Origin of the sequence: Mesorhizobium sp. WSM4311, from assembly GCF_002295115.1 — a bacterium.
GTDB lineage: Bacteria > Pseudomonadota > Alphaproteobacteria > Rhizobiales > Rhizobiaceae > Mesorhizobium.
Window position 1 is genome coordinate 1 of record NZ_NSFV01000012.1, and the last position, 22,075, is coordinate 22,075.

Here is a 22,075-nt window from a genome sequence, read left to right on the forward strand (position 1 = left end):
CCCCCGTATATCCCCGCATGAACCTGATCTACGCCGCGTTCGCCTTCTTCTTTGCACTCGTCTTTGTCCTGATCGGCGTTACCCGCGTCGGCTCATGGCTGATCGAACGCCGTGATCCCGCCATTGGCGAATTCGCTGATATAGGCGGCGCCCGCATCCACTATGTCCACATTCCCGCCCCCGCCAATGCGGAGTTGCCGCCGATCGTCTTCATCCATGGCGCCAGCGCCAATCTCGGGGATCAGATGCTGCCGCTCAGGCCGCTGCTGGCGGGACGCGCCGAAATGCTGTTCTTCGACCGGCCGGGTCACGGCTGGTCGGGACGCGGGCCCGGCAACAATGAGGATCCGTCGGCGCAGGCCAATACCCTCGCTGCCCTGATGGACCGCCTTGGCATCAGGAAGGCAATCATCGTCGGCCATTCCTTCGGCGGCGTGGTGACGGCGGCTTTCGGCCGCGAGCATGCCGACAGGACGCTCGGCCTCGTCTTCCTGGCGCCGGCGACCCATCCCTGGCCGGGCGGCGCGACATCCTGGTATTACGACCTGACCACCGTGTCGGTGATCGGCCGGCTCTTCTCCGAAACACTCACCTATCCGGCCGGCACGTTTCAGATGGCCGATGCAACGACCTGCGTATTCTCGCCCAACAAGGTGCCGGACGACTATCTCGGCACGGCCGCGATCCCGCTGGTGTTGCGGCCGTCGGCCTTTCGCGCCAACGCCACCGACGTCGCCGGCCTCTATCGCTATACGCTTGGCGCCGCACCGCACTACAAAGCGATCAGCGCGCCGACCGTGGTCATTTCGGGCGACCGCGACAAGGTCGTCTATGCCCATATCCACTCCGTCGGCCTGGCGCGCGATATCCCGGGCGCCGAGCTCGTCTGGGTGCACAATCTCGGCCACAAGCCGGACTGGATCGCCTCGGACCTCGTCGTCGGCGCGATCGAGAAGGTAGCCGGCAAGGATATCGATCTGGAAGCGATGGCCAGAACGGTCGAGGCACGAATTGCCGGCGATGCCTATGGTGTGGGCAAGTGCGCCGACATCAAGGAGCCCCGGGCCGAACTCGCACCGACCTGAGATGTATGTCCTCAAGCACGGCATCAAGAAAAACCCGGAAAGGCGATGGGCGCTGCCGGATCGCATCTTCTTCGGCTACGGCGCGTGCCACATTCTTGCAGGCACTTTCCTCGAGCATCCCCCGCTTGCAGGATTTCATGCCGAGCGGATCATCCCGGCCGAGGGCTTTTCGGGAAACCATATTTATGTGACGAACGGCATCATCGCATTCGATTACCACGGCTACTCCAGCCGCGAGCGCCTCCTGGAGCACCATCGCAGGGGCTGGTCCTCCCACAGGACCGGTTGGCACTGCACGATCGAGAAGGTCGATTTCGACCTGCTCGACACAACAGAATTGAACCGGCGAAAGATGCTGGGCCCGGATCAGTATCTGTATGACGCAGGTCTCCGTGCGCGTCGGTTTCTCCAGCGCATGGACCACGCGGAGGCTGCCGCAAAAGCGCTTGGGATCGCAACGGCTGGAGGCTAGATGAAGGCGGAGATCATTGTCCCGCGCCTTTGCTGTATCCCAGCCACGGCGAGCCGCACGAAACCGCGCGATACGCTTCAGTCACGAAATCAGCTGCCGCGGCCGCCCTGCGCTTCCGAGCCGACATAGGCGATGCGCAGCATGTTGGTCGAGCCGGGCGTCCTCAGCGGCACGCCAGCGGTGATGATGACGCGGTCGCCCGGCTTGCCGAACTCTTCTTCCAGCGCAATGCGGCAGGCGCGGTTGACCATGTCGTCGAGATCGGTGGCATCGGGCGAGACGACGCAGTGCGTGCCCCACAGAAGCGACAGCCGCCGCGCGGTGTTGAGGATCGGCGACAGTGCGATGATCGGCACTTGTGGCCGTTCGCGCGCGGCGCGCAGCCCGGTGGTGCCGGATGCCGTGTAAGTGATGATCGCCGACAGTTTCAGCGTCTCGGCGATCTCGCGGGCAGCCAGCGAGATGGCGTCGGCGCCGGTCGCTTCCGGCTCGGAGCGCTGGGCGTTGATGATGCCGGCATAGGTCGGGTCCGTTTCGACCTTGGTGGCGATGCGGTTCATCATCGCCACCGCTTCGACGGGATAGGCACCCGCCGCCGATTCCGCCGACAGCATGATGGCGTCGGCGCCCTCGAACACGGCGGTCGAAACGTCGGAGACTTCGGCGCGGGTCGGTACCGGTGCGGTGATCATCGATTCCAGCATCTGCGTGGCGACCACCACCGGCTTGCCGGCGCGCCGCGCGGCGCGCGTGATCTGCTTCTGGATGCCGGGAACGGCTTCCAGCGGCATCTCGACGCCGAGATCGCCGCGCGCGACCATCAGCGCGTCGGACAGTTCGATGATCTCGGCCAGCCGGGCGACGGCCTGCGGCTTTTCGATCTTGGCCATGATCAGCGCGCGGCCGCGCGCGATCTTGCGCGCTTCGGCCAGATCCTCGGGCCGCTGCACGAAGGACAGCGCGATCCAGTCGACACCCGTGGCGAGCACCGCGTCGAGGTCCTTGCGGTCCTTCTCGGTCAGCGCGCCGACCGGCAGGTCGGTATCGGGCAGGCTGACGCCCTTCTTGTCGGAAATCGTGGTGCCGGCGACGACCGTGCAGGCGATCGACTTGCCGTCGCTCTTCACCGCTTTCAGCTCGAGCTTGCCGTCGTCGATCAAAAGACGGTGACCGGGCTCGACCGAGCTCAGGATCTCCGGATGCGGCAGATAGACCCTGGTCGAGGTGCCGGGCTCGGGATTGTCGTCGAGCGTGAAGGTCTGGCCTGGCGTCAGCACTTCCTTGCCATTGGCGAACTTGCCGACGCGCAGCTTGGGCCCTTGCAGGTCGGCGAGGATGCCGATCGGCCGGCCGACCTTTTCCTCGACGGCGCGGATGCGGCCGACCAGCGTGCGCATCAGTTCGTGGTCGGTATGGCTCATATTGATGCGGAACACGTCGGCGCCCGCTTCGAACAATTTCTGCAGCATCTCCTCGGAGGAGGATGCCGGACCGATTGTGGCTAGGATCTTGACCTTGCGGCTGCGTCTCATTGACTATTGGTTCCCGGGGCGGCTGGTGCGCCTCCCGTTGCGGGTTCATCGGTCAGCTGGACCATCCAGCTTGCCTGTTCGCCCGTGTCATATTCCTGGAATCCGGCGCGCTGGAAGCCTCGGGCCACGCAGTCGTTTACACCGGCGATCTTGAACTCCTTTTCAGCCACGCACATGTTGATCGGGCCGTCCCAGCGTCCACCGCGCTCGGCGTCTTCTGCATAAAGATAGTAAAACCTTGATGACAGCGGCCCTTCGATCAACGTCTTGCAGCTCGATCCTTCAATGTGCCACCAGCCTTCCGTGATCCAGCCGGCCTTGGCACGATAGCCGATGCCGACGCCGACCAGGTTCTGCGTGGCGTTGCAGACGCGGAAATCGGCGCGCGCCGGCGAGGCCATGACCATCGCCGACAAGCCAACGGCCACGGTCAGGAGCGGCATGGCAAAGGCAGAGCGCATGCGCTGCCTGCCGGCGGAACCCATCCGAAAACCCCTCAAGAACCACATCAGCATCTCTCTGCGCCCCTTTTCGGAAAAGTCCGGGCGCATGTCAACGCGCCGTTTTGATCAATTCCAATCGATTTAGGAAGGCTCCCGGCGCGCTATCCGTCGCCCTTTGCCAGATTTCCCGATAAACCTTGGCCAAACAACGGCATTGCGCACGCGTCGTCTTCGTGGAATGACGATAGCACCCTCCCCGGAAGCCAGCGAACAGACCATTTCCCGCCAATGACCCGATCCACAGTTTTCGCGCCTTTCGACGTTGTCGAGGGCGACCGCAAGCGAGGCATCGTGCTTCTGGCCGATCATGCCCGCCGCGACCTGCCCGACGAGTATGGCAGCCTCGGTCTGCCCGCGGCGGAATTCGATCGGCACATCGCCTATGACATTGGCGTCGAAGCGGTGACGCGCGAGCTCGCCGGCCTGCTCGACGTGCCGGCGGTCCTCGCCAATTTTTCGCGGCTCTTGATCGATCCCAATCGCGGCGAGGACGATCCGACGCTCATCCGCCAGCTCTATGACGGCACGGTGGTGCCGGGAAACTATCCCATCGCGCCGCAAGAGCGCGAGAGGCGGCTCGACCGCTTCTACCGGCCCTACCACGACGCCGTCGGCGCGGTGATCGCCTCGGTCGCGCAGGCTTCCGGCCGGGCGCCCTTCATCTTCTCGGTGCATTCCTTCACGCCGGTGATGCAGGGCAGGCAACGGCCCTGGCATGTCGGCATCCTATGGGATCGGGACGACCGGGTGGCGCGGCCGCTGATCGATATGCTGGCGCAGGACAAGAACCTGATCGTCGGCGACAATGAGCCCTATGACGGCGCGCTGCGTGGCGACACCATGTTCAGGCATGCCATCGTCAACGGCTATGCGCACGCGCTGATCGAAATCCGCCAGGACCTGATAGCGGACCAGAAAGGCGCGCTTGCCTGGGCCGAGCGCCTGGCGCCGATCGTTGACGCGATAGACCGCCGTCCCGATATACATGCGGTAAAGATATTCGGCTCGCGCACCGGGCCGTTATGACGGAGGTTCCGATGACCGAACTCAGCGACGAGCAGAAGCGTGATTTCGAAGCCGCCGCCTTTCGCCGGCTGGTCGAGCACCTCAGGGAACGCAGCGACGTCCAGAACATCGACCTGATGAACCTCGCCGGCTTCTGTCGCAACTGCCTGTCGAACTGGTATCGCGAGGCGGCCGATGCCGAGGGCGTCGACCTCTCCAAGGATCAGTCGCGCGAGATCGTCTACGGCATGCCCTATGCCGAATGGCAGGCTCTCAACCAGACCGAAGCATCGGACGCCAAGAAGGCTGAATTCGAGGCCAGGCGGCCGAAAGATCACTGAAGACGGCGAGCGGCCTCCGGCTAAGGTATCTGCGAAGGGAGAGGCGTTTTTCGCTAATCTCCGACGTACGGAAGTTCGCCAAGAACGATGTCGGTTCCATTTCGGCCTTTGGTCCAAACGCTTCCTCCAACCCGGTGCTTGACTGAAAATTGAATCGATCTAATTTGCCGCGCAAAGCCATTTTCTGACCGGATTCGCCTATGAACGCGTCGAACGCCATGCAGACTGCCATTCGCGGGCGATGGGCCGTAGCGGCCATTTTCCTTGCCAATGGCTTCCTGACCGGCAGCTGGGCGCCGCAGATTCCGGTGTTCCTGACCCGGCTCGACATTTCGAAATTCACGCTTGGCCTGCTGATCCTTTTGTTCGGCGCCGGCGCGGTCGCCGCCATGACCTGGTGCGGCCACCTGATCTCGAAACATGGCTCGCGCACCGTTCTGCGCTGGTTCGGTCTTTGCGGCAGCCTCGGCCTGCTGGTCGTGGCGCTGGCGCCCAACGTGCCGCTGGCGGCCATCGCCATGTTCATCTTCGGCGGGTCGATCGGCGGCATGGACGTCGCCATGAACGCCAATGCGGTGGTGGTGGAGCGAAAGATGTCCCGCGCCATCATGTCCTCCTCGCACGGCTTCTGGAGCCTCGGTGGTTTCGCCGGCGGCGGCCTCGGCGGCTTTGCCATCCAGCACTATGGCGACCTCGCCCATGCCGCGGCCGTGACCGTGCTTGCCTTCGCGGCGATCGCGATGGCGGTCGGTTATCTCGTCGCCGAGGACAGGCCACAGGCGGCCGGGCATCACAAGTTCACGCTGCCGGCAAACCCGCTGGTATACCTGATCGGCCTGATGGCTCTGCTGACGATGATCTCCGAGGGCGCGGTGCTCGATTGGGCGGCGCTGTATCTGCGACAAGAACTCGGCGCCGACCTTGCCGTCGCCGGTCTTGCCTATGCCGCCTTTTCCGGCGTCATGGCGATCATGCGCTTCTTCGGTGATGGCGTGCGCAACCGCTTCGGCGCGGTGACGACGCTGCGCGGCTCGGCGGTCGTCGCCGCCGCGGGCATGCTGGTCGCCGGCCTGTCGCCCTCGCCCTGGCTCGCCATCGCGGCCTTTGCGCTGTGCGGCTTCGGCATCGCCAACTTGGTGCCGATCATCTTTTCGGCCGGCGGCAACCAGGAAGGCATGTCATCGGGCACCGGCATGAGCGTCGTCACCACCATGGGCTATTCCGGCATTCTGGTGGCGCCGTCGGCGATCGGCTTCGTCGCCGAGCATTCCAGTTTCGGACCGATCTTCATCGCCATGTCGGTGCTGCTGATCGTCGTCCTGCTGATGGCGGGCCTCGCCCACCGCGCCGAATTCGCCCCAGCGCCCGCCGAATAGCGCTTCAACTCCTCGTGGAGAAAATCCGCCACGCGGCGGATGCGCACGCTGCTGCGCACATCGCGATGCATGGCCAGCCATACCGGCAGGCTTGGCAGCGGCAGGCCGGGCAGCACCTTCTCCACCAGCGGATCGCGATCGGCCAGCGGCTCCTGACCGAGGCCAATGCCGTTTCCCGTCCGCACCGCCTCCCACAGGACCATCTGGTTGTCGGCCCTGAAGCGGAAACTGCTTCGGGTGACCGGGAGGCCGAATTGCGTAAAGCCCCGGATCATCTCCTCGCTGCGGTCGAAGCCGATCAAGGGATGATCGGTAAGGTCGGCCGGCCCGAGCGGGCGGCCGCGCCGGTCGAGATAGGAAATGGCCGCACAGGCGCAGAGCGGGATGTCACAGACCTTGCGCGCCACCAGTTCGTTCTGCGACGGCTTGACCATGCGGATGGCGATGTCGGCGTCCCGGCGCAGCAGGTTCTCGACCTGGTTCGAGGCAACGATCTCGACCTCGATTCCGGGTTCCTCGATGCCGAGCCGTGCGGTCATCTCGGGCAGCACATAGGCCGCCACCACTTCGCTGGCGGCGATGCGCACCGTGCCTTCGATTGCCTCGACCGAACCCAGCGCCAGGCGTGAAAACGCGCTCGCCTGTTCGCTGACCGCCTTGCCGCGCTCGAACAGCGTAGCGCCGGCTTCCGTCAGCGCGTAGCCGCGCCGCCCGCGCCGGAACAGCGTCACACCGAGCGCCTGTTCCAACTCGCCGATGTGGCGGCCAAGCGTCGGCTGGCTGGCCGACAGCTTGCGCGCGGCGGCCGACAGGCTGCCGGTTTCCGCGACCGTGACGAAGCTCTTGATCAGGTTCCAGTCGATGTCAGCCATTCAAGAATGAATATCAGAACTGCATTCATGGTCAATTTCAATTCATCGATGAGGCAATCATATTCGCCCTGCAAACACCGATACGGACTGCAACCACCAACCAAGGAGAATTCAAATGACCAAGATCGCAATTCTCGGCGCCAATGGCCGGCTCGGCCGCGTGGTTGCCAAGGCCTTCATCGACGCCGGCTTCGACGTCCGCACCGTCACCCGCACCGGCAAGGTGCCGGCCGAAGGCGCCACGGCGGTTGCCGGCGATGCGCTGGACCGTCAATCGCTGATCCGCGCCACCGAAGGCGTCGATATCATCTTCAACGGCCTCAACCCGATCTACACCGATTGGGGCAAATGCCTGCCGATGGCCGAGAACGTCATGGCCGCCTGCCATGCCAACAACGCGCTGCATCTGTTCCCCGGCACCGTCTATAATTACGGCTCGCCCATGCCGGCGGTGATCACGGAAGACACGCCGTTCCATCCGACGACCGAGAAGGGCCGCATCCGCTGCGCCATGGAGGAGCTGTTCCGCCGCGAGGCAGAGGCCGGCCGGGTCCGCACCATTCTGCTGCGCGCCGGCGACTTCTTCGGCGGCACCGGCAGCGGCTCCTGGTTCGACCTGGTCGTCGCCGCCAAGATCAGCAAGGGCGTCTACACCGCGCCCGGCCCGGCCGACCTCGTGCATGAATGGGCGTATCTGCCGGACTTCGCCGTGGGCTTCGTCGCACTGGCCAAGAATCTCGACAAGCTCGGCTCCTATGAGGCGCTGAACTTTCCAGGCCATGCCGTCACCGATGTCGAGATCAAGGCCGCTGCGGAGAAGGCGCTTGGCCGACCGCTCAAGATGACCTCGATGCCCTGGTGGGTGCTGCGCGCCGGCGGCCCGTTCGTGGCGATGTGGCGCGAGATCGTCTCGATGTCCTATCTGCGCTTCGAGCCGCACCGTCTGGCCTCGACCCGGCTGCAGGGCATCATCGGCGAAATCCCGCACACGCCGCTCGATCAGGCCGTCGCCCAAGCCCTCGAGGACATCGGCATCGCCACCGTGAAGGCCACGAAAGCCGCCTAAATTGAGCCGGCGGGCCATACCCGCCCCTCTTCTTCACACCGAAAGCCTCCTCACGGACAGCAAAGGCGGCTCAGAGCCGCCCCATCAGCAGCAGCACCAGAACCACCACCAGCACCACACCGACGATGCCAGAGGGTCCGTAACCCCAGGAGCGTGAATGCGGCCATGCCGGCACTGCGCCGATCAGGACAAGGATCAGGATGACGATGACAAGGGTGCTGATCGGCATGGGAAATTCCCCGCATTGAGTTCGCTCGAGGACGATGTCTTCGCATCCCCCCACAGGGGAACAATGCAAAAGGCCGCCCGGTTGTTCCGGGCGGCCTTTGCCGTTCAGATTGGGAAGCGTGCCTACTCGGCGGCTTTTGGAAAGGCGGTCGCGGGTTCCGCGCCGTCGTCCACCGTCGGCGCGTCCGACGAGATCTCGCCCTTGCCGCGCCGGAACAGCCGGCTGATCAAGCCGCGCCGTGCACCTGGCTTGACCTTGGCGCGGGTGAACACCATCAGCATCGACGGCGTCACCACCAGTGTCAGCACCGTCGCGAAGGACAGGCCGAAGACGATCGCCGAGGACAGCGAAATCCACCATTGCGTCGACGGCGCGTTGATCGTCGTCTCGTGATGGAAGATCTCCAGCCCAAGGCCGAAGGCGATCGGCAGCACGCCGAGGATGGCCGACACCGCCGTCAGCACCACCGGTCGCGCGCGCTCGCGGCAGGTCTGCAACACGGCATCCATCTTGTCCCAACCCTCTTCGCGCAGCCGGTCGTAGGTGTCGATCAAAACGATGTTGTTATTCACCACCACGCCGGCCAGCGCGATGACGCCGATACCCGACATGACGATGCCGAACGTTTCGCCCGTTATCAGCAGTCCCAGGAACACGCCGATCGTCGCCATGACCACGCAGGAAAGCACCAGCCAGACGCTGGTGAACTTGTTGAACTGCGCCAAAAGCACCAGGAAGATCAGGAAGATCGCCGCACCGAAGGCCTTGCTGAGGAAGGCGCTGGCTTCGGCACTGTCCTCATTCGAGCCGGCCAGTTTCCAGCGTATGCCGCTGCCGAGATTCATGTCGGCGACGGCCTGGGTGACCTCCTGCTGCACGGCGGCAACCTGCTTGCCGGCGGCGACGTTGGCCTGCACCACAACGGTGCGGGCGCCGTCGATGCGGTTGAGGATGCCGACCGTCGGCTCGGGTTTGCGCACGACGAAGTTCGAGATCGGCACCGACCCTTGCGAGGTCTGCACCCTGAGCTCGTCCAGCGTCGACAGCGTGCGCCGGTCTTCCGGAAGACGCAGGCGGATGTCGACGGCGTCATCGGCGCCAGCGGGCCGGTATTCGGATAGCTTCAGTCCGTTCGTCACCAGCTGCACCACGGTGCCGACGGAAGTCGGGCTGATGCCGTATTGCGCGGCCTTGGCGCGGTCGACCTCGAGAGCCCAGTCGACGCCGGGCGGCGGCAGGCCATCGGAAACGTCGATGACGCCCGGCACATTGGCGATACGCGCCGCGACGGCGCGCGCCTTCTCGTCCAATCCCTTGGGGTCGACTGCCGAAAGCCTGATCTGGATCGGCTTGCCGGTCGGCGGGCCGGCTTCCGGCACGCGAACCTCGACATCGACGCCTGGTATGCCGGCCATGACGCCGCGCAGATCGTTCAGGATATCGTTCGCCGATTTGCGTTCGCGCCAGTCGATGAATTCGTACTGGATGACGCCGACGACATCCTCGGGCACATCCTGGCCGCCGCCCTGCGTCTTGCCAACGCGGGTATAGACCGACTTCACGCCCGGCCAGCCGAGCAGCCGGTTTTCGGCGATCTTGGTCGCCGTATCCATTTCGGCCAGCGAGAGGTTGCCGCGGGCATGCACATAAAGCAGGCCGTAGTCGGGTTCGACGCTCGGGAAGAATTCGACGCCGGCGCCGTACTTCGAATAGCCAACGAAGATGCCGGCCAGCAAGACCACTGTAAGCACCAGCACTGTGATGGGGAAGCGCACCGCCTGCTTGACGACCGCCATGTACCAGCCGTCGCGATTGTCGTCGGCGTGATGTTCCGGCGCCTTGGCGAAGATCGCGCCAAGCGTCGGCGCGAAGACCAGCGCATACAGCATCGAGGCCGACAGCGTGACGATCAGCGTGATCGGCATGTACTTCATGAAGTCGCCGATGATGCCCGGCCAGAACAGCAGCGGCGAGAAGGCGGCGATGCGCGTCATCGTCGCCGCGATGACCGGACCGGCCATGCGCTTGGCGGCAAGCGCGAAGGCTTCCTGCTTCGGCATGCCTTCGCTCATCCGCCGTTCGGCAAATTCGGTGACGATGATGGCGTCGTCGACCAGCATGCCGACCGCCAGGATAAGGCTGAACAGCACGATCATGTTGATCGTGTAGCCCATCATCGCCAGGAGCAGGATGCCGATCAGGAAGGACGACGGGATGGCGAGGCCGATGAGCAGCGACGCACGGCCGGACAGCGCGTAGAGGATGACGATGAACACCAGGATGACGGCGATCATCACGTGGTTCTGCAAGTCGCCCAGCAGCTGGTTGACGAAAACCGACTTGTCCTGCGTGTAGGTGACGTGCATGCCCTCGGGCATCGTCTTGACGAAGGCGTCGGACACCTCCCTCACCTTGGTGAGCGTGTCGATCAGATTGGCGCCGATGCGCTTCTTGACTTCGATGGCGATGGCCGGCTTGCCGTTGAGGCGTGTGATTGTCGTCGCGTCGGCGAAGGTCGAGCGTATCGTCGCGATGTCCTTGGCCTGCACCACAGCATTGGGCCCGGCGACCACGGGCAGCGCCGCCACATCCTCGGGCGTCTCGATCAGCGACGGCACCTTGACGGCATATTTGCCTTCCGAGCCCTCGATGTTGCCGGCGGCGACCAGGCTGTTGGAAGCACCGACAGCGCCGATCAGCTGGTCGAGCTGCAGCCCATAGGACGACAGCTTCATCGGATCGATGACGACTTCGACGAGGTCGTCGCGCGCGCCTTGTATAGTGCCTTCGAGAACGCCGGGCACTTCCTCGATGCGGTCGCGCAGTTCGCGCGCCGCCGCCGTCAGCACACGCTCGGGCAAATCGCCGGACAGCGTCACAACTAGGACGGGAAACTCGGAAATGTTGACCTCGGTAACAACCGGTTCTTCTGCCGCCTGGGGCAGGTCAGCCTTCGCGTCCTGAACTTTCGAGCGTGTATCAGTCACCGCGGTGTCGACTTTTATAGACGGCAGAAACTCAAGAAAGACAAAGGCGCCGCCCTGATAGGCGGATGACTTCATCTCCTTTAACCCTTTGAGACTCTTAAGCTTTGCCTCCAGGGGCCTAAGCAGAAGTCTTTCAGCGTCCTCGGGCGCAATGCCTTGATAGGCGACATTTATGTAAACGTAAGGGGTAGGAACGTCGGGTTCCGCTTCCTTCGGCGTCGACTGATAGGCGACCCAGCCTGCAATCAGCAGGAAGACCAGGACCGAGATGGTCAGGCGGGCATTGTTGATGGCGAGTCTGACGATATCCATGACTTATGCCTGTTGCTTTCGGGAGTGGCGAACGGACTGACGTCGCCGGGCAGGGCCCGGCGCCGGCGTCGCTGCGCTACTGCGTCCCGGCGGTGGCTTCGCCGATCAGCTTGTTGATGGTCGCCTGGTCGGCCTCGACCGGCTTGACCTCATCGCCTTCCTTCACCAGTTCCTGGCCGGCGACGATGATGCGCGCATCGGCCGGGATGCCGCCAAGCACGAGGCCGGTCGGGGTGTCGTCGACCAGGTCGATCGGGAAGAACGCAACCTTGTTGTCCTTGCCGACGGCGCGGATGCCCAGATCGCCCTTGTCGCCGAGCGTCACCACCGAGCGCGGCAGCAGGACCGCGTCGGTCGGCAGCGCGCTGAGCTGGATTTCCGCCGTCATGCCGGCCGGCACCGAGCCATCGGCATTGGGGATGGCGACCTCGACGCGGAAGGTGCGGGTCGCCGACGACGCGTCGCGGCTGATGTAGCGCACGGTGCCTTCGACGGTCTGGCCGCTGACCAGCCGGACGCTGGCCTTGTCGCCGATCTTGAGATAGCTGAGGTCGCGCTCGCTGATCTCGCCGCGGGCGATCACCGGATCGAGCTTGAGGATGGTGGCCACCTCGCCGCCCTGCATGACCGAGCTGCCAAGCTCCACCGGCACCCGGTCGATGACGCCATCGAACGGTGCCTTGACCTCGTTGCGGTCGAGCTCGGCCTGCGCTGTATCCAGCTGGGATGTCGCCTGGGTCAGGTTGGAGCGGGCGGTGTCGAGCTGCAGCTTGGGCAGATTGCCGGTCCTGGCGAGCCGTTCCGCGGCATCGAGCTCGGCCTTTCGCTGCGTCAGCAACTGCTTGGCGTTGTCGACGCTCGAGATTTTTTCTTCCGCCGCCAGCATCAGCACCAGGTCGCCTGTCTTGACATGATCGCCTTGCTTGACCGGCAGCTTGTCGATGACGCCGGCGACGCGGGTTGCCAGAACCGCGCGCTTGTCGGCCTCGGTCAGGCCGGAAATGCGGATGGCGCGCGCGTAGGTCTTTCGTGGTGGCGTCACGACGGCAACGGTGCGCAGCGGCGCCTTCGGTTCGGCTTCCGCGGTCTTCGGCTTGCCAGCGTCCGGCGCCTTGCCCTGTTCGACTTCGGCCGCCTTGGCCTTGTTGGCCGCTACGCTGCCGACCGATGAGAATTCGCCTGTCGCCATCCACGCCGCGAAACCGATGAGCACAACAATGGCTGCAAGCTTGTGAAACCTGATTTTAGGCATCGTCATTTTTCCACTGCGGGTTCAGCCAGCACCGCGCCTTGATGACGCGGGCGCGTCGCCGATATGGGTGCGCGCCTGACCGTGTTCAAATTGCCGTGATAGGCGAGCGCGCTTCTACATCAAAGTTGCACTGCAATATAGCCTTAAAGTTGCAAGACCATTACGGCATCGGGCAAGGTGAACCCGCCGCCATCCAGTTTTCGATTGCTTGATAGGTCGCTTCGGCCGAGCCCGGAGCCGGCTCTCGATCCGAGCCCGGCGCCCAGCCCCAGGCGACAAGTTTATCGTCGCGGACATGCAGCGCGATATCGGCCAATTTGCGGTCACCATTGCGCGCCGGATCCTTGATCTGGGCGCAGATTTCGGCCGAGGACTTACCGAACCAGGCCATCTCGGTCGGCGCCAAATGCCAGCCCTCGGCGCCGGGTGGTCCGTGCAATGCCTTGGAATTACTGGAGAAATGGCAGGTCGTGCAGCGCAGGCCCGGATTGCCGAAGCCCGATCCGTCGGTTCCGCGCTGGACGTTGAAGGCGTGCACAAATGTGGCGCCATAATGCGCACCCGACCAACGCGGCCGGTCGTCCGCGACATGACAATCGGCGCAGCGCGGATGTGAGAACACCGCATAGATCTTGTCCCATTCGGACAGACCCTTGGCCATGCCGACCGTCGGGCTCGGTGATGTCTGGCTCTCCTGCGCGGTTGCAGAAGGCGCCGCCGAAAACAAGATGGCAGCAGGCGTCAGCATGATGAGAAGCTTCTTCATGCGAAGGCCACCCTTGTCGACAGCGGCAGGGTGCGGATGCGCTTGCCGGTAAGCGCGAAGATGGCATTGGCCAGCGCCGGTGCCGCCGGCGGTGTGCCAACCTCGCCGACGCCGCCCATCTTGTGGAAGTTTTCCAGGATGGCGACTTCGAAGACCGGGCACTGGAAGATCCGCATGGCGTCGAAATCGTGGAAGTTCGACTGTTCGACCATGCCGTCGGCGAAGGTGATCTGCTGTCCCATTGCCGCCGACAGGCCGTAGATGGCGGCGGAAATCAGCTGTGCCTCGACGATGCCCGGATCGAGGGCGGTGCCGACATCGGCGGCGATCCATACCTTCTCGATGCGGATGCCGGCCGGCGTGTCCGCCACCTGGACGATCTCGCCGACCCAGCTGCCGAAAGACAGCGTGAAGGCCACGCCCTTGGCCTTGCCGGCGGGCAGCGGCTCGCCCCATTTCGCCATCGCCGCGACCTTCTCCACCACCTTCACCGCTGCGGGATAGGCGGCCATCAGCTTCTTGCGCAGCTCGACCGGGTCGATTTTGCCGGCGGTGGCGATCTCGTCCATGAACCCTTCATGGAAGAAGCCATTGATGGAACTGCCGACCGAGCGCCAGAAGCCGACCGGAATCGAGACGGGCGCCGCGACGCCGCTCACCCGATAGTTCGCAATGGTGTAGGGCTGGTCATAGGCACCATCGACAATGGACTTGTCGGGACCGACCGGCGATATCGAGGGAAACAGCCTGCGCAAGGTGCTGGCGATCACCGATGGCGAGGCGATTCTCATGTCGACGGCGACCGGCATGCCGTCGTCGCCAAGCCGTGCCTGGAACTTGCCGACCGCAGCAGGCCGGTAGGCGTCGTGACGCATGTCCTCTTCGCGCGTCCAGGTCACCTTGATTGGGCGCCCGCCCGTCTCCTTCGCCATCAACGCTGCGCAAAGCGAGAAGTCCATCTCGGTACGGCGGCCAAAGCCGCCGCCCATGAAGGTGGTGTGGACAGTGACCTTGTCCTGCTCGATACCGACCGCATTGGCGCAGAGCTGGCGCACCAGCGTCGGCGTCTGGTTGCCGCACCAGATGTCGAGGGCGCCATCCTTGAAGCGCGCCGTGGCATTCATCGGCTCCATGGTCGCATGCGCCAAATAGGGCACCGCATAGTCCGCCTCGACTATCTTTTCGCGCGGCGCGTCGGCGAAGGCGGTATCGACATCGCCATTGTCGCGCATCGCCGAGCCCTTGGTGCCGAGCGCCTGCTTCAGCACGTCCAAAATGGCGGCGCTGCTAAGCGGATATTCGGGATCCGCCCACTGGGCGTCGATGGTGTCGGCCGCCTTGAAGGCCGCCCAGGTATTTTGCGCGATGATGCCGAAGCCGTGGCCGTAATTCGTCTCGAGCGGCACGATCTTGATCACGCCCGGCATTTTCTCGGCTTTGGCGAGATCCACCTTGACTGGCTTGGCCCAGAAGCGCGGGCTCATCTTGACCGTGCCGTAGAGCATGTCCGGCATCCTGACATCGATGCCGAAGATCGGCGCCCCGGTGACCTTGGCCAGCATGTCGATGCGCTTCTGCGGCTTTCCCAGCAGTTTCCAGTCGGCTCTGTCCTTGAGCTTGACTTCCGTCGGCGGCGCGATTGCTGCGGCAGCCGCCGCGACCGCGCCATAAGTCAGCGACTTGCCCGATGCCTTGTGCAGGATCGAACCATTGGCCGTTTCCAGATCGGCGGCGGCAACGCCGAGTTTCTGCGCAGCCGCCGCGATCAGCAGATGCCGGGCTGCGGCGCCCGCCTGGCGCATCTTGTCGAAACCGTCGCGCGTCGAAGCCGAGCCGCCGGTGACCTGGAGAGCAAGGAGTTTGCCGACCACACCGAGACCTGAGCGCACCGCCTGCGCGGTCATGCTCTCGTCGAAGAAGGCGAATGGACCACCCTCTTCGAGGATCGCCGCGTTGTAATAGGCGTAGGAGGCCCGGCCGTGCTCGACCTTGATCTGGTCGAGACCTACATCGAGTTCTTCGGCGACCATGATGGCGAGCGTCGTCGAAATGCCTTGCCCCATCTCGGCGCGCGGCGCGACGATGGTGGTGGTGTTGTCGGCGGCGATCTTCACATAGGGGTTGAAGGTCGCCTCGCCCTTGCCGAGGTCGGTCTCGAGCGGATTCGCAAACGGTTTGCGATAATAATAGTAGCCGACGGCAACGCCGCCCGCGACAGCGGCCGCGCCGATCAGAAACGTGCGGCGGGCGATCTTTCCGACACTGGCCATGGTCAGAGCCCCGCCGTCTTGAGCGCCGCAGCCTTCCGGATGGCTGAGCGGATCTTGGGATAGGTGCCGCAGCGGCAGAGATTGCCACCCATGGCGTTGTCGATATCGGCGTCGCTCGGGTCGGCGACCTCGTCAAGCAGCGCCACCGCGCTCATGATCTGGCCGGCCTGGCAGTAGCCGCATTGCGCGACTTGTTCCTCCAGCCATGCCTGCTGCACAGGATGCAGCCTGTCCGCCGTGCCGATGCCTTCGATGGTGGTGACAGCGCCGTCGACCTGGCCGACCGGAAGCGAGCAGGAGCGCACCGGCTGACCATCGACATGCACGGTGCAGGCGCCGCATGCGGCAATGCCGCAGCCGAACTTCGGTCCTGTCTTGCCGACGAGATCGCGCAGTGCCCACAACAGCGGCATGTCCGGATCGACGTCGATGTCGAATGACTGCCCGTCGACGGTGAGGCGCATGGGGATACCCTTTGTTGTCGTCCACGGCCCGAGGGAGCCTTGGGTCGCTTTCCCTTCAAACAGATTGACAAATTACGTCATTTTGTCAATTGAGATTTTGCAGGATAGTGTTGCTCCATGAATCAGAACGAAGACATCGCCGCCGCCGACCCCAAACGCGTCCGTATCCTGGATGGCGCAATGAAGGTGTTTTTGGCCTATGGCTTCACCCGCACCACCATGGACGACATCGCCCGCGCCGCCGACATGTCCCGTCCGGCGCTTTATCTTCAGTTCAAGAACAAGACCGACATTTTCCGTGCCATCGCCATGATGGTGCTGTCGCGCTCGGTCGCGGCGGCAAAAATGGCTCTGGCCGGCGATGGTGTTTTCACCGAGCGCATCATGCGAGCCATCGACGAAGCTTTCATCTCGATGATGAGCGCCGTCGTTGCTTCGCCGCATGGCGCCGAATTGCTGGACATGAAATCGAGCCTCGGCGATCTGGTCGGCTGCTGGCGCGGCGCTCTTGTCGAACATATCGCCGCCGCTATTCATGGCGAGGCGGCCAGGAACGGCGTGGATCTGGCGGCCAGGGGCCTGTCGACGCAACTGCTTGCCGACATGCTGCTCGATGGGCTGGAAGGCATGAAAGCGCGGATCAGCGATCCTGAGGGGCAGCGGCAGGCGGCCGCCGCCCTGGTCAAGGTGATCGACCTGGCGCTGAAAGCCGGATGAAGCCGAGATGTGTCGGGGTTCCGCTCAGGCCCGGCGGCGCTCCGCCTCGGGGTTCTTGCGCGCTGCAAGAAATTCCTTGACCCGCCGGCCGGGTGCGGGGCCGCGCACCGGCTTGAAGCCGTCATCGAGTTCACCGGAGAGATCGAGCGTCGGCCGCTTGCCGACGGCAGCGTAGTTTTCTTCCAGCCAGTCGCTGGCGGCGGTGCGGCCGAGATCGCGCAGATAGGTCAGGAAAGCCCATTCGGCATTGACCTTCGATGACGCCGACAGGTCCTTGAACGCCTCGTCGGCATCGATGCGGTGCATCCGGATGTCGCGATACTCGCCATGCGGCAGCCGGCCGGCGGCGATCAGTTCCTTGACGAAGGCGATCGAGCGGAATTCGCGCAGCAGCCCGGCATTGAAGGTGATTTCGTCGATGCGGTTCTGGATCTCGTTGGCGCTTCTGGGCGTTCCTTCGCGCACCACCGGATTGATCTGCACCAGCAGCACATCCTCGGTCGCCGCCGTCTTGAAGAACGGATAGAGCGCCGGGTTGCCGCCATAGCCGCCATCCCAATAGGGCACGCCCTTGATCTCGACGGCGCGGAACAATTGCGGCAGGCAGGCCGAGGCCATCACCGTGTCGAGGTCGATCTCGCCATCGGAAAAGACCCGCAGCTGCCCGGTCTCGACATTGGTGGCCGAGATGAACAGCTCCATCGACTTGCAGGCGCGGACATTTTTGAAGTCGATCTCCTGCGCCACCACGTCGCGCAGCGGATTGAGGCCCAGCGGATTGGCGACATAGGGCGAGAATACCCGCGACATGGTGTCGAAGAACACATAGCCAGGCGTGTTCTCGATCGACCAATTGCCCCAGGCGACGTCCCACGGCATGCGCTGCACCGGGCTGAACCGGCCCTTTGCCGCCACCGCACGCCAGAAATCGTCGAGCTTCTTGCGCGCGCCCTCGACCCCGCCACGCACAAATCCGTCGGCCAGCGCCACCGCGTTCATGGCGCCGGCGCTGGTGCCGGAAACCGCCGATATCTCCAGCCTGCCGTCCTCAAGCAATCGGTCGAGCACGCCCCAGGAGAATGCGCCGTGCGAACCGCCGCCTTGAAGCGCGATGTTGATCTTCTTGCTTTCCTCCGCCTTGCCGTTCTTCGTCATGGCGTTCCTGTCGTCCTTATGCGCCAACCTGCCCCTACGTCACGGAAGGAAGCAGCAATCGGCGGCCCATGTTGCAGTGCAGCATATAAGGACGGACCAAGGCAAGAACACGAACACGGTCGCGTGATCACATGAAATTTCCGCCATGAGAGAAAGGCCCCTCCGCTTGAAGCGGAGAGGCTTTCTCTTTCGAAAACAGATGGGAGCCTAGGCGACCAGATCGGGCACCGGGCCGACATAACGCGATTGCGGACGGATCAGCCGTCCGGTCGTCTGCTGCTCGCGCGCATGCGCGATCCAGCCGGCAACGCGACCGGCGGCGAAGACATTGCTGAAGGCCTGTGGCGGGAAACCCGCCGCTTCGAGCACCAGCGCGGTGTAGAATTCGACATTGGTCTGCAGCGAGCGCTGCGGCTTGGCGATCCGCAACACCTCGATTGCCGTCTTTTCGACCTCCTCGGCGAAAGCCAGCCGGCGACCGGTCTCGCCCTCGCCGCCAAGCTGCCGCACGACCGCTTTCAGCACATCGGCGCGCGGATCGCGCACACGGTAGATGCGATGGCCGAATCCCATGATCCGCCTGCCATGCGCGATCTCGTTGCGCAGCCAGCCGGCCGCATCGCCATGCGCCTCGATCGCGTCGAGCATCTCGATCACCGGGCCGGGCGCGCCGCCATGCAGCGGCCCCTTGAGAGCGCCGAGCCCGGCCAGCACCGACGAGGTCAGGCCGGCCAATGTCGAAGCAACGACGCGGGTGGCGAAGGTCGAGGCGTTGAGGCCGTGATCGCAGACGGTCACCAGATAGGTGTCGAGCGCTTTTGCCAATGCCGGCGACGGAGCGGAACCCCGGAGCATGCGCAACATGTCGGCGGCATGGCCGGCCTTGCCATCCGGCTCGACTGGCCGCTCGCCGCGCTGCAGGCGCAGCAAGGCAGGCGTCAGCACGGCGGGCGCCGCGATCAGCCGCAGCGCGTCCGCCAATGTTTCGCCGTCTGGCAGCAGAGCCATGCCGGCGCGCATGGCACTGTAGATTTCGAGTGGTGCCAGCAGCGACAGCGAAGGCAGGGTCCGCTCGAACACCTCGACACGCGCCTCGCCCAGTTGCGCCGCCAGTTCGGTATCGTCAGGCAGATCCTCGAAGAAGCCGTCGAGCAACAGCCGGACGACCTGCGGAAAGTTCCATCGTCCGGCCAGTTCCGCCAGCGAATGACCACGGATCGTCAGTCGGCCGCCCAGACCATCCACGTCGGACAGCACGGTTTCGGCCGCCACCACATCATCGAGCCCATTCGCCATGACCTTGTCTCCTTGAAGCTTTTCCCGATCGCAGATAAGGCTGGTCAACCCAAGCATCAATCTTGATCAATAGAATCAATACCAGAGCCGAAAATGTCGGAATGGTTATCGCGGGAAGAGGCGTTGGACAGGCTGCGGGTAAGGCCGCAGACGCTCTATGCCTATGTCAGCCGCGGGCGCATCGGCATGCGTCCCGACCGCGCCGATCCACGCCGCAGCCAGTATCGCGCCGACGACATCGCGGCGCTGGCAACACGCCGGGCGCGCGGACGCAGCCCCTCGGCCATCGCCGAAAGCGCGATTGCCTGGGGCGAGCCGTCGATCGCAACGGCGATTTCGACCGTCTGGCACGGTCGCCTCATCTATCGGGGCCAGGACGCCGCCCTGCTGTCCGACCATGCCACGCTGGAAGAAACCGCCGCTGTGCTTTGGGCTCTGCCTGAACCGGTCCGCTTCGAAGCGCCGCTGCCGGATGCGCCACGCCACTCCGGCCGCGCCCCGGCCTTCGCGCAACTTGCCTTGCTGGCCGGCCAGGCTCGGCCTTCGCTTGGACGCAGCGCCGCCTCGCTATGTGCCGACGCCGCGCGCGCAATCGGCGTGCTGGCCGGCGCCCTCGGTGCCGAAGCGGGGCCGGATCCGGTGCACCGGCGATTGGCACGGGGCTGGTCGGTCGATGAGGGTGGCGCCGATGCGATCCGGCGCGCCCTTGTGCTGCTCGCCGATCACGAGCTGAATGCATCGACCTTCACGGCCCGCGTCGCGGCCTCCACCGGCGCCTCGCCCGCCGCTTGCCTGCTGGCGGGCCTGGCAACACTCTCCGGTCCGCGCCATGGCGGTGCCGGCGAAGCGGTGATGCAGCTTGCTGAAGATGCGGCGCGGCACGGCGCCGACGCCGCGGTCCGGCGCTGGCTCGGCCACGACCGGCCGCTGCCTGGCTTCGGCCACCAACTCTATCCCGAGGGGGATCCCCGGGCCACGGCGCTCCTGGCAGCCATCGGCAACACCGATGAGACCTTGCGGTTGCTGGAGATCGCCGCCATCGCAGCGACCGGCGCCCAGCCGAATATCGATTTTGCCCTGGCCGTGCTGACGCGCGGCCTCGGGCTGCCGCCCGATGCGCCGTTCCATCTGTTCGCGCTCGGGCGCAGCGTCGGCTGGGCAGCCCATATGGTCGAACAGATCATGGGCGGCAGCATCATCAGGCCACGCGGCCGCTATGAAGGGCTGTTGCCCTGACAGCGTTTTGCCTGATGCGGTTTCGACCCGGGCTCAACTTTGTCAGCCGTCAAGCGGAGTTGGTCCCGAATCGCGCCCGGTACGCAGCGGGCGTCGTGGCGAATTGCCGGCGGAAATGATGCCGCAGCGTCGCCGCCGCGCCAAAGCCGGCGGTCTCGGCAATCCGCTCGATCGGCATGCTCGTGTCTTCCAGCAAAGTGCGCGCCCGCGAAAGCCGCTCCGAAAGCAGCCAGCGCGCCGGTGTGACACCGGTCGCGGCCGCGAACCGGCGCAAAAATGTCCGCTCGCTCATCCCGGCAAGACCGGCCAGGGTGGCAACGGGGTAGTTGGCGGAAATATCCGCGCGCATTCTGTCAATCAACGGTCCAAGCCGGCCGCGTTCGTGCGGCTCGGGAACCGAACTTTCGACATATTGCGCCTGGCCGCCGTCGCGATGCGGCGGCACGACCAGGCGGCGTGCCACCATATTGGCCGCCTTGGTGCCGAAGTCGCGCCGCACCAGATGCAGGCAAAGGTCGATGCCCGCAGCACTGCCGGCCGATGTCAGCACGTTTCCCTCATCGATGTACAAAACGTCAGGGACCACGGTGATGTCGGGATACATCTCCCTCAGCCTGTCGCTGTAGCGCCAATGCGTGGTTGCCTTCTTGCCTGACAGCAGGCCGGCCGCGGCCAGCACGAAGACTCCCGAGCAGATGGACAGGATGCGTGCGCCCCGCTCGCTGGCCTTGCGAAGCGCCTCGATCAGCAATGGCGGCACCGGACAGTCCACACCGCGCCATCCCGGCACGATCACCGTGCCGGCCTCACCGATCAGATCGGGTCCGCCATCGGCGACGATGCGCACGCCGCCCATCGCACGCATTTCGCCCGCATCGATGCCGGCGACGGCAAAACGGTACCAATCCGCGCCCATCTCGGGTCTAGGCAAGGCGAACATCTCGGCCGCCACGCCAAACTCGAACGTGCACAGCCCGTCATAGGCGACGGCAACGACCAGTGGGTTGGCAGGAGGCATGTTTGGCATGATCTTGACGATATATGGCAAAGCTGCCAGCTGCAATCGCCAGGCCCGGTGCGCTACCTCAACTCCATCAGCGATGGAGACAAGCTCCATCCGAAAACGATGGAGGCCAGCT

19 protein-coding genes and 1 pseudogene are annotated in these 22,075 nt (G+C 64.5%); 8 read left to right on the forward strand and 12 right to left on the reverse strand.

Annotated features, from left to right (window positions below; all coding sequences use genetic code 11):
• Window positions 1–17: 17 nt before the first annotated feature.
• Both CK226_RS26145 and CK226_RS26150 read left to right on the forward strand, forming a co-directional pair.
• Complete coding sequence (locus CK226_RS26145; protein ID WP_095772098.1) at window positions 18–1,085, forward strand: alpha/beta hydrolase; 1,068 nt, start codon at window positions 18–20, stop codon at window positions 1,083–1,085.
• 1 nt (window position 1,086) lies between these two features.
• Window positions 1,087–1,557: a hypothetical protein gene (locus CK226_RS26150; protein ID WP_095772097.1), complete on the forward strand. Its 471-nt coding sequence runs from the start codon at window positions 1,087–1,089 to the stop codon at window positions 1,555–1,557.
• A gap of 89 nt (window positions 1,558–1,646) precedes the next feature.
• On the opposite strand, the gene pyk is transcribed toward CK226_RS26150, so the two are convergent.
• Together pyk and CK226_RS26160 are read right to left on the reverse strand one after the other, a co-directional pair.
• Complete coding sequence (gene pyk, locus CK226_RS26155) at window positions 1,647–3,089, reverse strand: pyruvate kinase (protein WP_095772096.1); 1,443 nt, start codon at window positions 3,087–3,089, stop codon at window positions 1,647–1,649.
• Window positions 3,086–3,550 carry a DUF1036 domain-containing protein gene (locus CK226_RS26160; protein ID WP_179296400.1) on the reverse strand — a complete coding sequence of 155 codons (465 nt, stop codon included), beginning with the start codon at window positions 3,548–3,550 and terminating at the stop codon, window positions 3,086–3,088. The genes pyk and CK226_RS26160 overlap by 4 nt, the downstream gene beginning before the upstream one ends.
• Window positions 3,551–3,820: 270 nt before the next feature.
• Between CK226_RS26160 and CK226_RS26165 the strand changes: the two genes are divergently transcribed.
• From CK226_RS26165 to CK226_RS26175, 3 genes are all read left to right on the forward strand, one after another.
• Window positions 3,821–4,618 carry an N-formylglutamate amidohydrolase gene (locus CK226_RS26165; protein WP_095793429.1) on the forward strand — a complete coding sequence of 266 codons (798 nt, stop codon included), beginning with the start codon at window positions 3,821–3,823 and terminating at the stop codon, window positions 4,616–4,618.
• Window positions 4,619–4,629: 11 nt separating this feature from the next.
• Window positions 4,630–4,938, forward strand: coding sequence for a DUF1244 domain-containing protein (locus CK226_RS26170; protein WP_095793487.1), 309 nt, complete (start codon window positions 4,630–4,632; stop codon window positions 4,936–4,938).
• Between the two features lie 200 nt (window positions 4,939–5,138).
• Window positions 5,139–6,314, forward strand: a complete 1,176-nt coding sequence (locus CK226_RS26175) for an MFS transporter (protein ID WP_095793430.1) — start codon at window positions 5,139–5,141, stop codon at window positions 6,312–6,314.
• Here the strand turns inward: CK226_RS26175 and CK226_RS26180 are convergent.
• A pseudogene (locus CK226_RS26180) lies at window positions 6,281–7,186 on the reverse strand (LysR family transcriptional regulator); the annotation flags it as partial. The gene CK226_RS26175 and the pseudogene CK226_RS26180 sit on opposite strands and share 34 nt — an antisense overlap.
• Before the next feature lie 115 nt (window positions 7,187–7,301).
• On the opposite strand from CK226_RS26180, the gene CK226_RS26185 reads away from it, so the two are divergent.
• On the forward strand, window positions 7,302–8,252 hold the full coding sequence (locus CK226_RS26185; protein ID WP_095793431.1) for an SDR family oxidoreductase: 951 nt from the start codon (window positions 7,302–7,304) through the stop codon (window positions 8,250–8,252).
• Window positions 8,253–8,322: 70 nt separating this feature from the next.
• Here CK226_RS26185 and CK226_RS26190 read toward each other — a convergent pair whose 3' ends face one another.
• The 6 genes from CK226_RS26190 to CK226_RS26215 form a co-directional block, all read right to left on the reverse strand.
• Window positions 8,323–8,481, reverse strand: coding sequence for a DUF3309 family protein (locus tag CK226_RS26190; protein ID WP_095793432.1), 159 nt, complete (start codon window positions 8,479–8,481; stop codon window positions 8,323–8,325).
• A gap of 122 nt (window positions 8,482–8,603) precedes the next feature.
• The gene (locus CK226_RS26195; RefSeq protein WP_095793433.1) at window positions 8,604–11,780 is read right to left on the reverse strand and encodes an efflux RND transporter permease subunit; all 3,177 of its coding nucleotides are present in this window, start codon (window positions 11,778–11,780) and stop codon (window positions 8,604–8,606) included.
• Window positions 11,781–11,856: 76 nt separating this feature from the next.
• Window positions 11,857–13,032 carry an efflux RND transporter periplasmic adaptor subunit gene (locus tag CK226_RS26200; RefSeq protein WP_095793488.1) on the reverse strand — a complete coding sequence of 392 codons (1,176 nt, stop codon included), beginning with the start codon at window positions 13,030–13,032 and terminating at the stop codon, window positions 11,857–11,859.
• Window positions 13,033–13,192: 160 nt separating this feature from the next.
• Window positions 13,193–13,798: a hypothetical protein gene (locus tag CK226_RS26205; protein ID WP_095793434.1), complete on the reverse strand. Its 606-nt coding sequence runs from the start codon at window positions 13,796–13,798 to the stop codon at window positions 13,193–13,195.
• Window positions 13,795–16,068: a xanthine dehydrogenase family protein molybdopterin-binding subunit gene (locus tag CK226_RS26210; protein WP_095793435.1), complete on the reverse strand. Its 2,274-nt coding sequence runs from the start codon at window positions 16,066–16,068 to the stop codon at window positions 13,795–13,797. The genes CK226_RS26205 and CK226_RS26210 overlap by 4 nt, the downstream gene beginning before the upstream one ends.
• Before the next feature lie 2 nt (window positions 16,069–16,070).
• Window positions 16,071–16,532, reverse strand: coding sequence for a (2Fe-2S)-binding protein (locus tag CK226_RS26215; RefSeq protein WP_095793436.1), 462 nt, complete (start codon window positions 16,530–16,532; stop codon window positions 16,071–16,073).
• A gap of 117 nt (window positions 16,533–16,649) precedes the next feature.
• Here CK226_RS26215 and CK226_RS26220 point away from each other — a divergent pair, with 117 nt between their 5' ends.
• A complete protein-coding gene (locus tag CK226_RS26220; protein ID WP_095772086.1) occupies window positions 16,650–17,249 on the forward strand; it encodes a TetR/AcrR family transcriptional regulator in 600 nt (199 codons plus the stop codon).
• A 24-nt stretch (window positions 17,250–17,273) separates the two neighbouring features.
• Here the strand turns inward: CK226_RS26220 and CK226_RS26225 are convergent, their stop codons facing one another.
• Window positions 17,274–18,404, reverse strand: a complete 1,131-nt coding sequence (locus tag CK226_RS26225) for a patatin-like phospholipase family protein (RefSeq protein WP_095793489.1) — start codon at window positions 18,402–18,404, stop codon at window positions 17,274–17,276.
• A gap of 207 nt (window positions 18,405–18,611) precedes the next feature.
• Window positions 18,612–19,700, reverse strand: a complete 1,089-nt coding sequence (locus tag CK226_RS26230; RefSeq protein WP_095793490.1) for a citrate synthase/methylcitrate synthase — start codon at window positions 19,698–19,700, stop codon at window positions 18,612–18,614.
• Between the two features lie 93 nt (window positions 19,701–19,793).
• Here CK226_RS26230 and CK226_RS26235 point away from each other — a divergent pair, with 93 nt between their 5' ends.
• Window positions 19,794–20,936 carry a citrate synthase gene (locus CK226_RS26235; protein WP_095772084.1) on the forward strand — a complete coding sequence of 381 codons (1,143 nt, stop codon included), beginning with the start codon at window positions 19,794–19,796 and terminating at the stop codon, window positions 20,934–20,936.
• A gap of 49 nt (window positions 20,937–20,985) precedes the next feature.
• Here the strand turns inward: CK226_RS26235 and ftrA are convergent, their stop codons facing one another.
• Window positions 20,986–21,963 carry a transcriptional regulator FtrA gene (ftrA, locus tag CK226_RS26240; protein ID WP_095793491.1) on the reverse strand — a complete coding sequence of 326 codons (978 nt, stop codon included), beginning with the start codon at window positions 21,961–21,963 and terminating at the stop codon, window positions 20,986–20,988.
• Window positions 21,964–22,075: the final 112 nt, after the last annotated feature.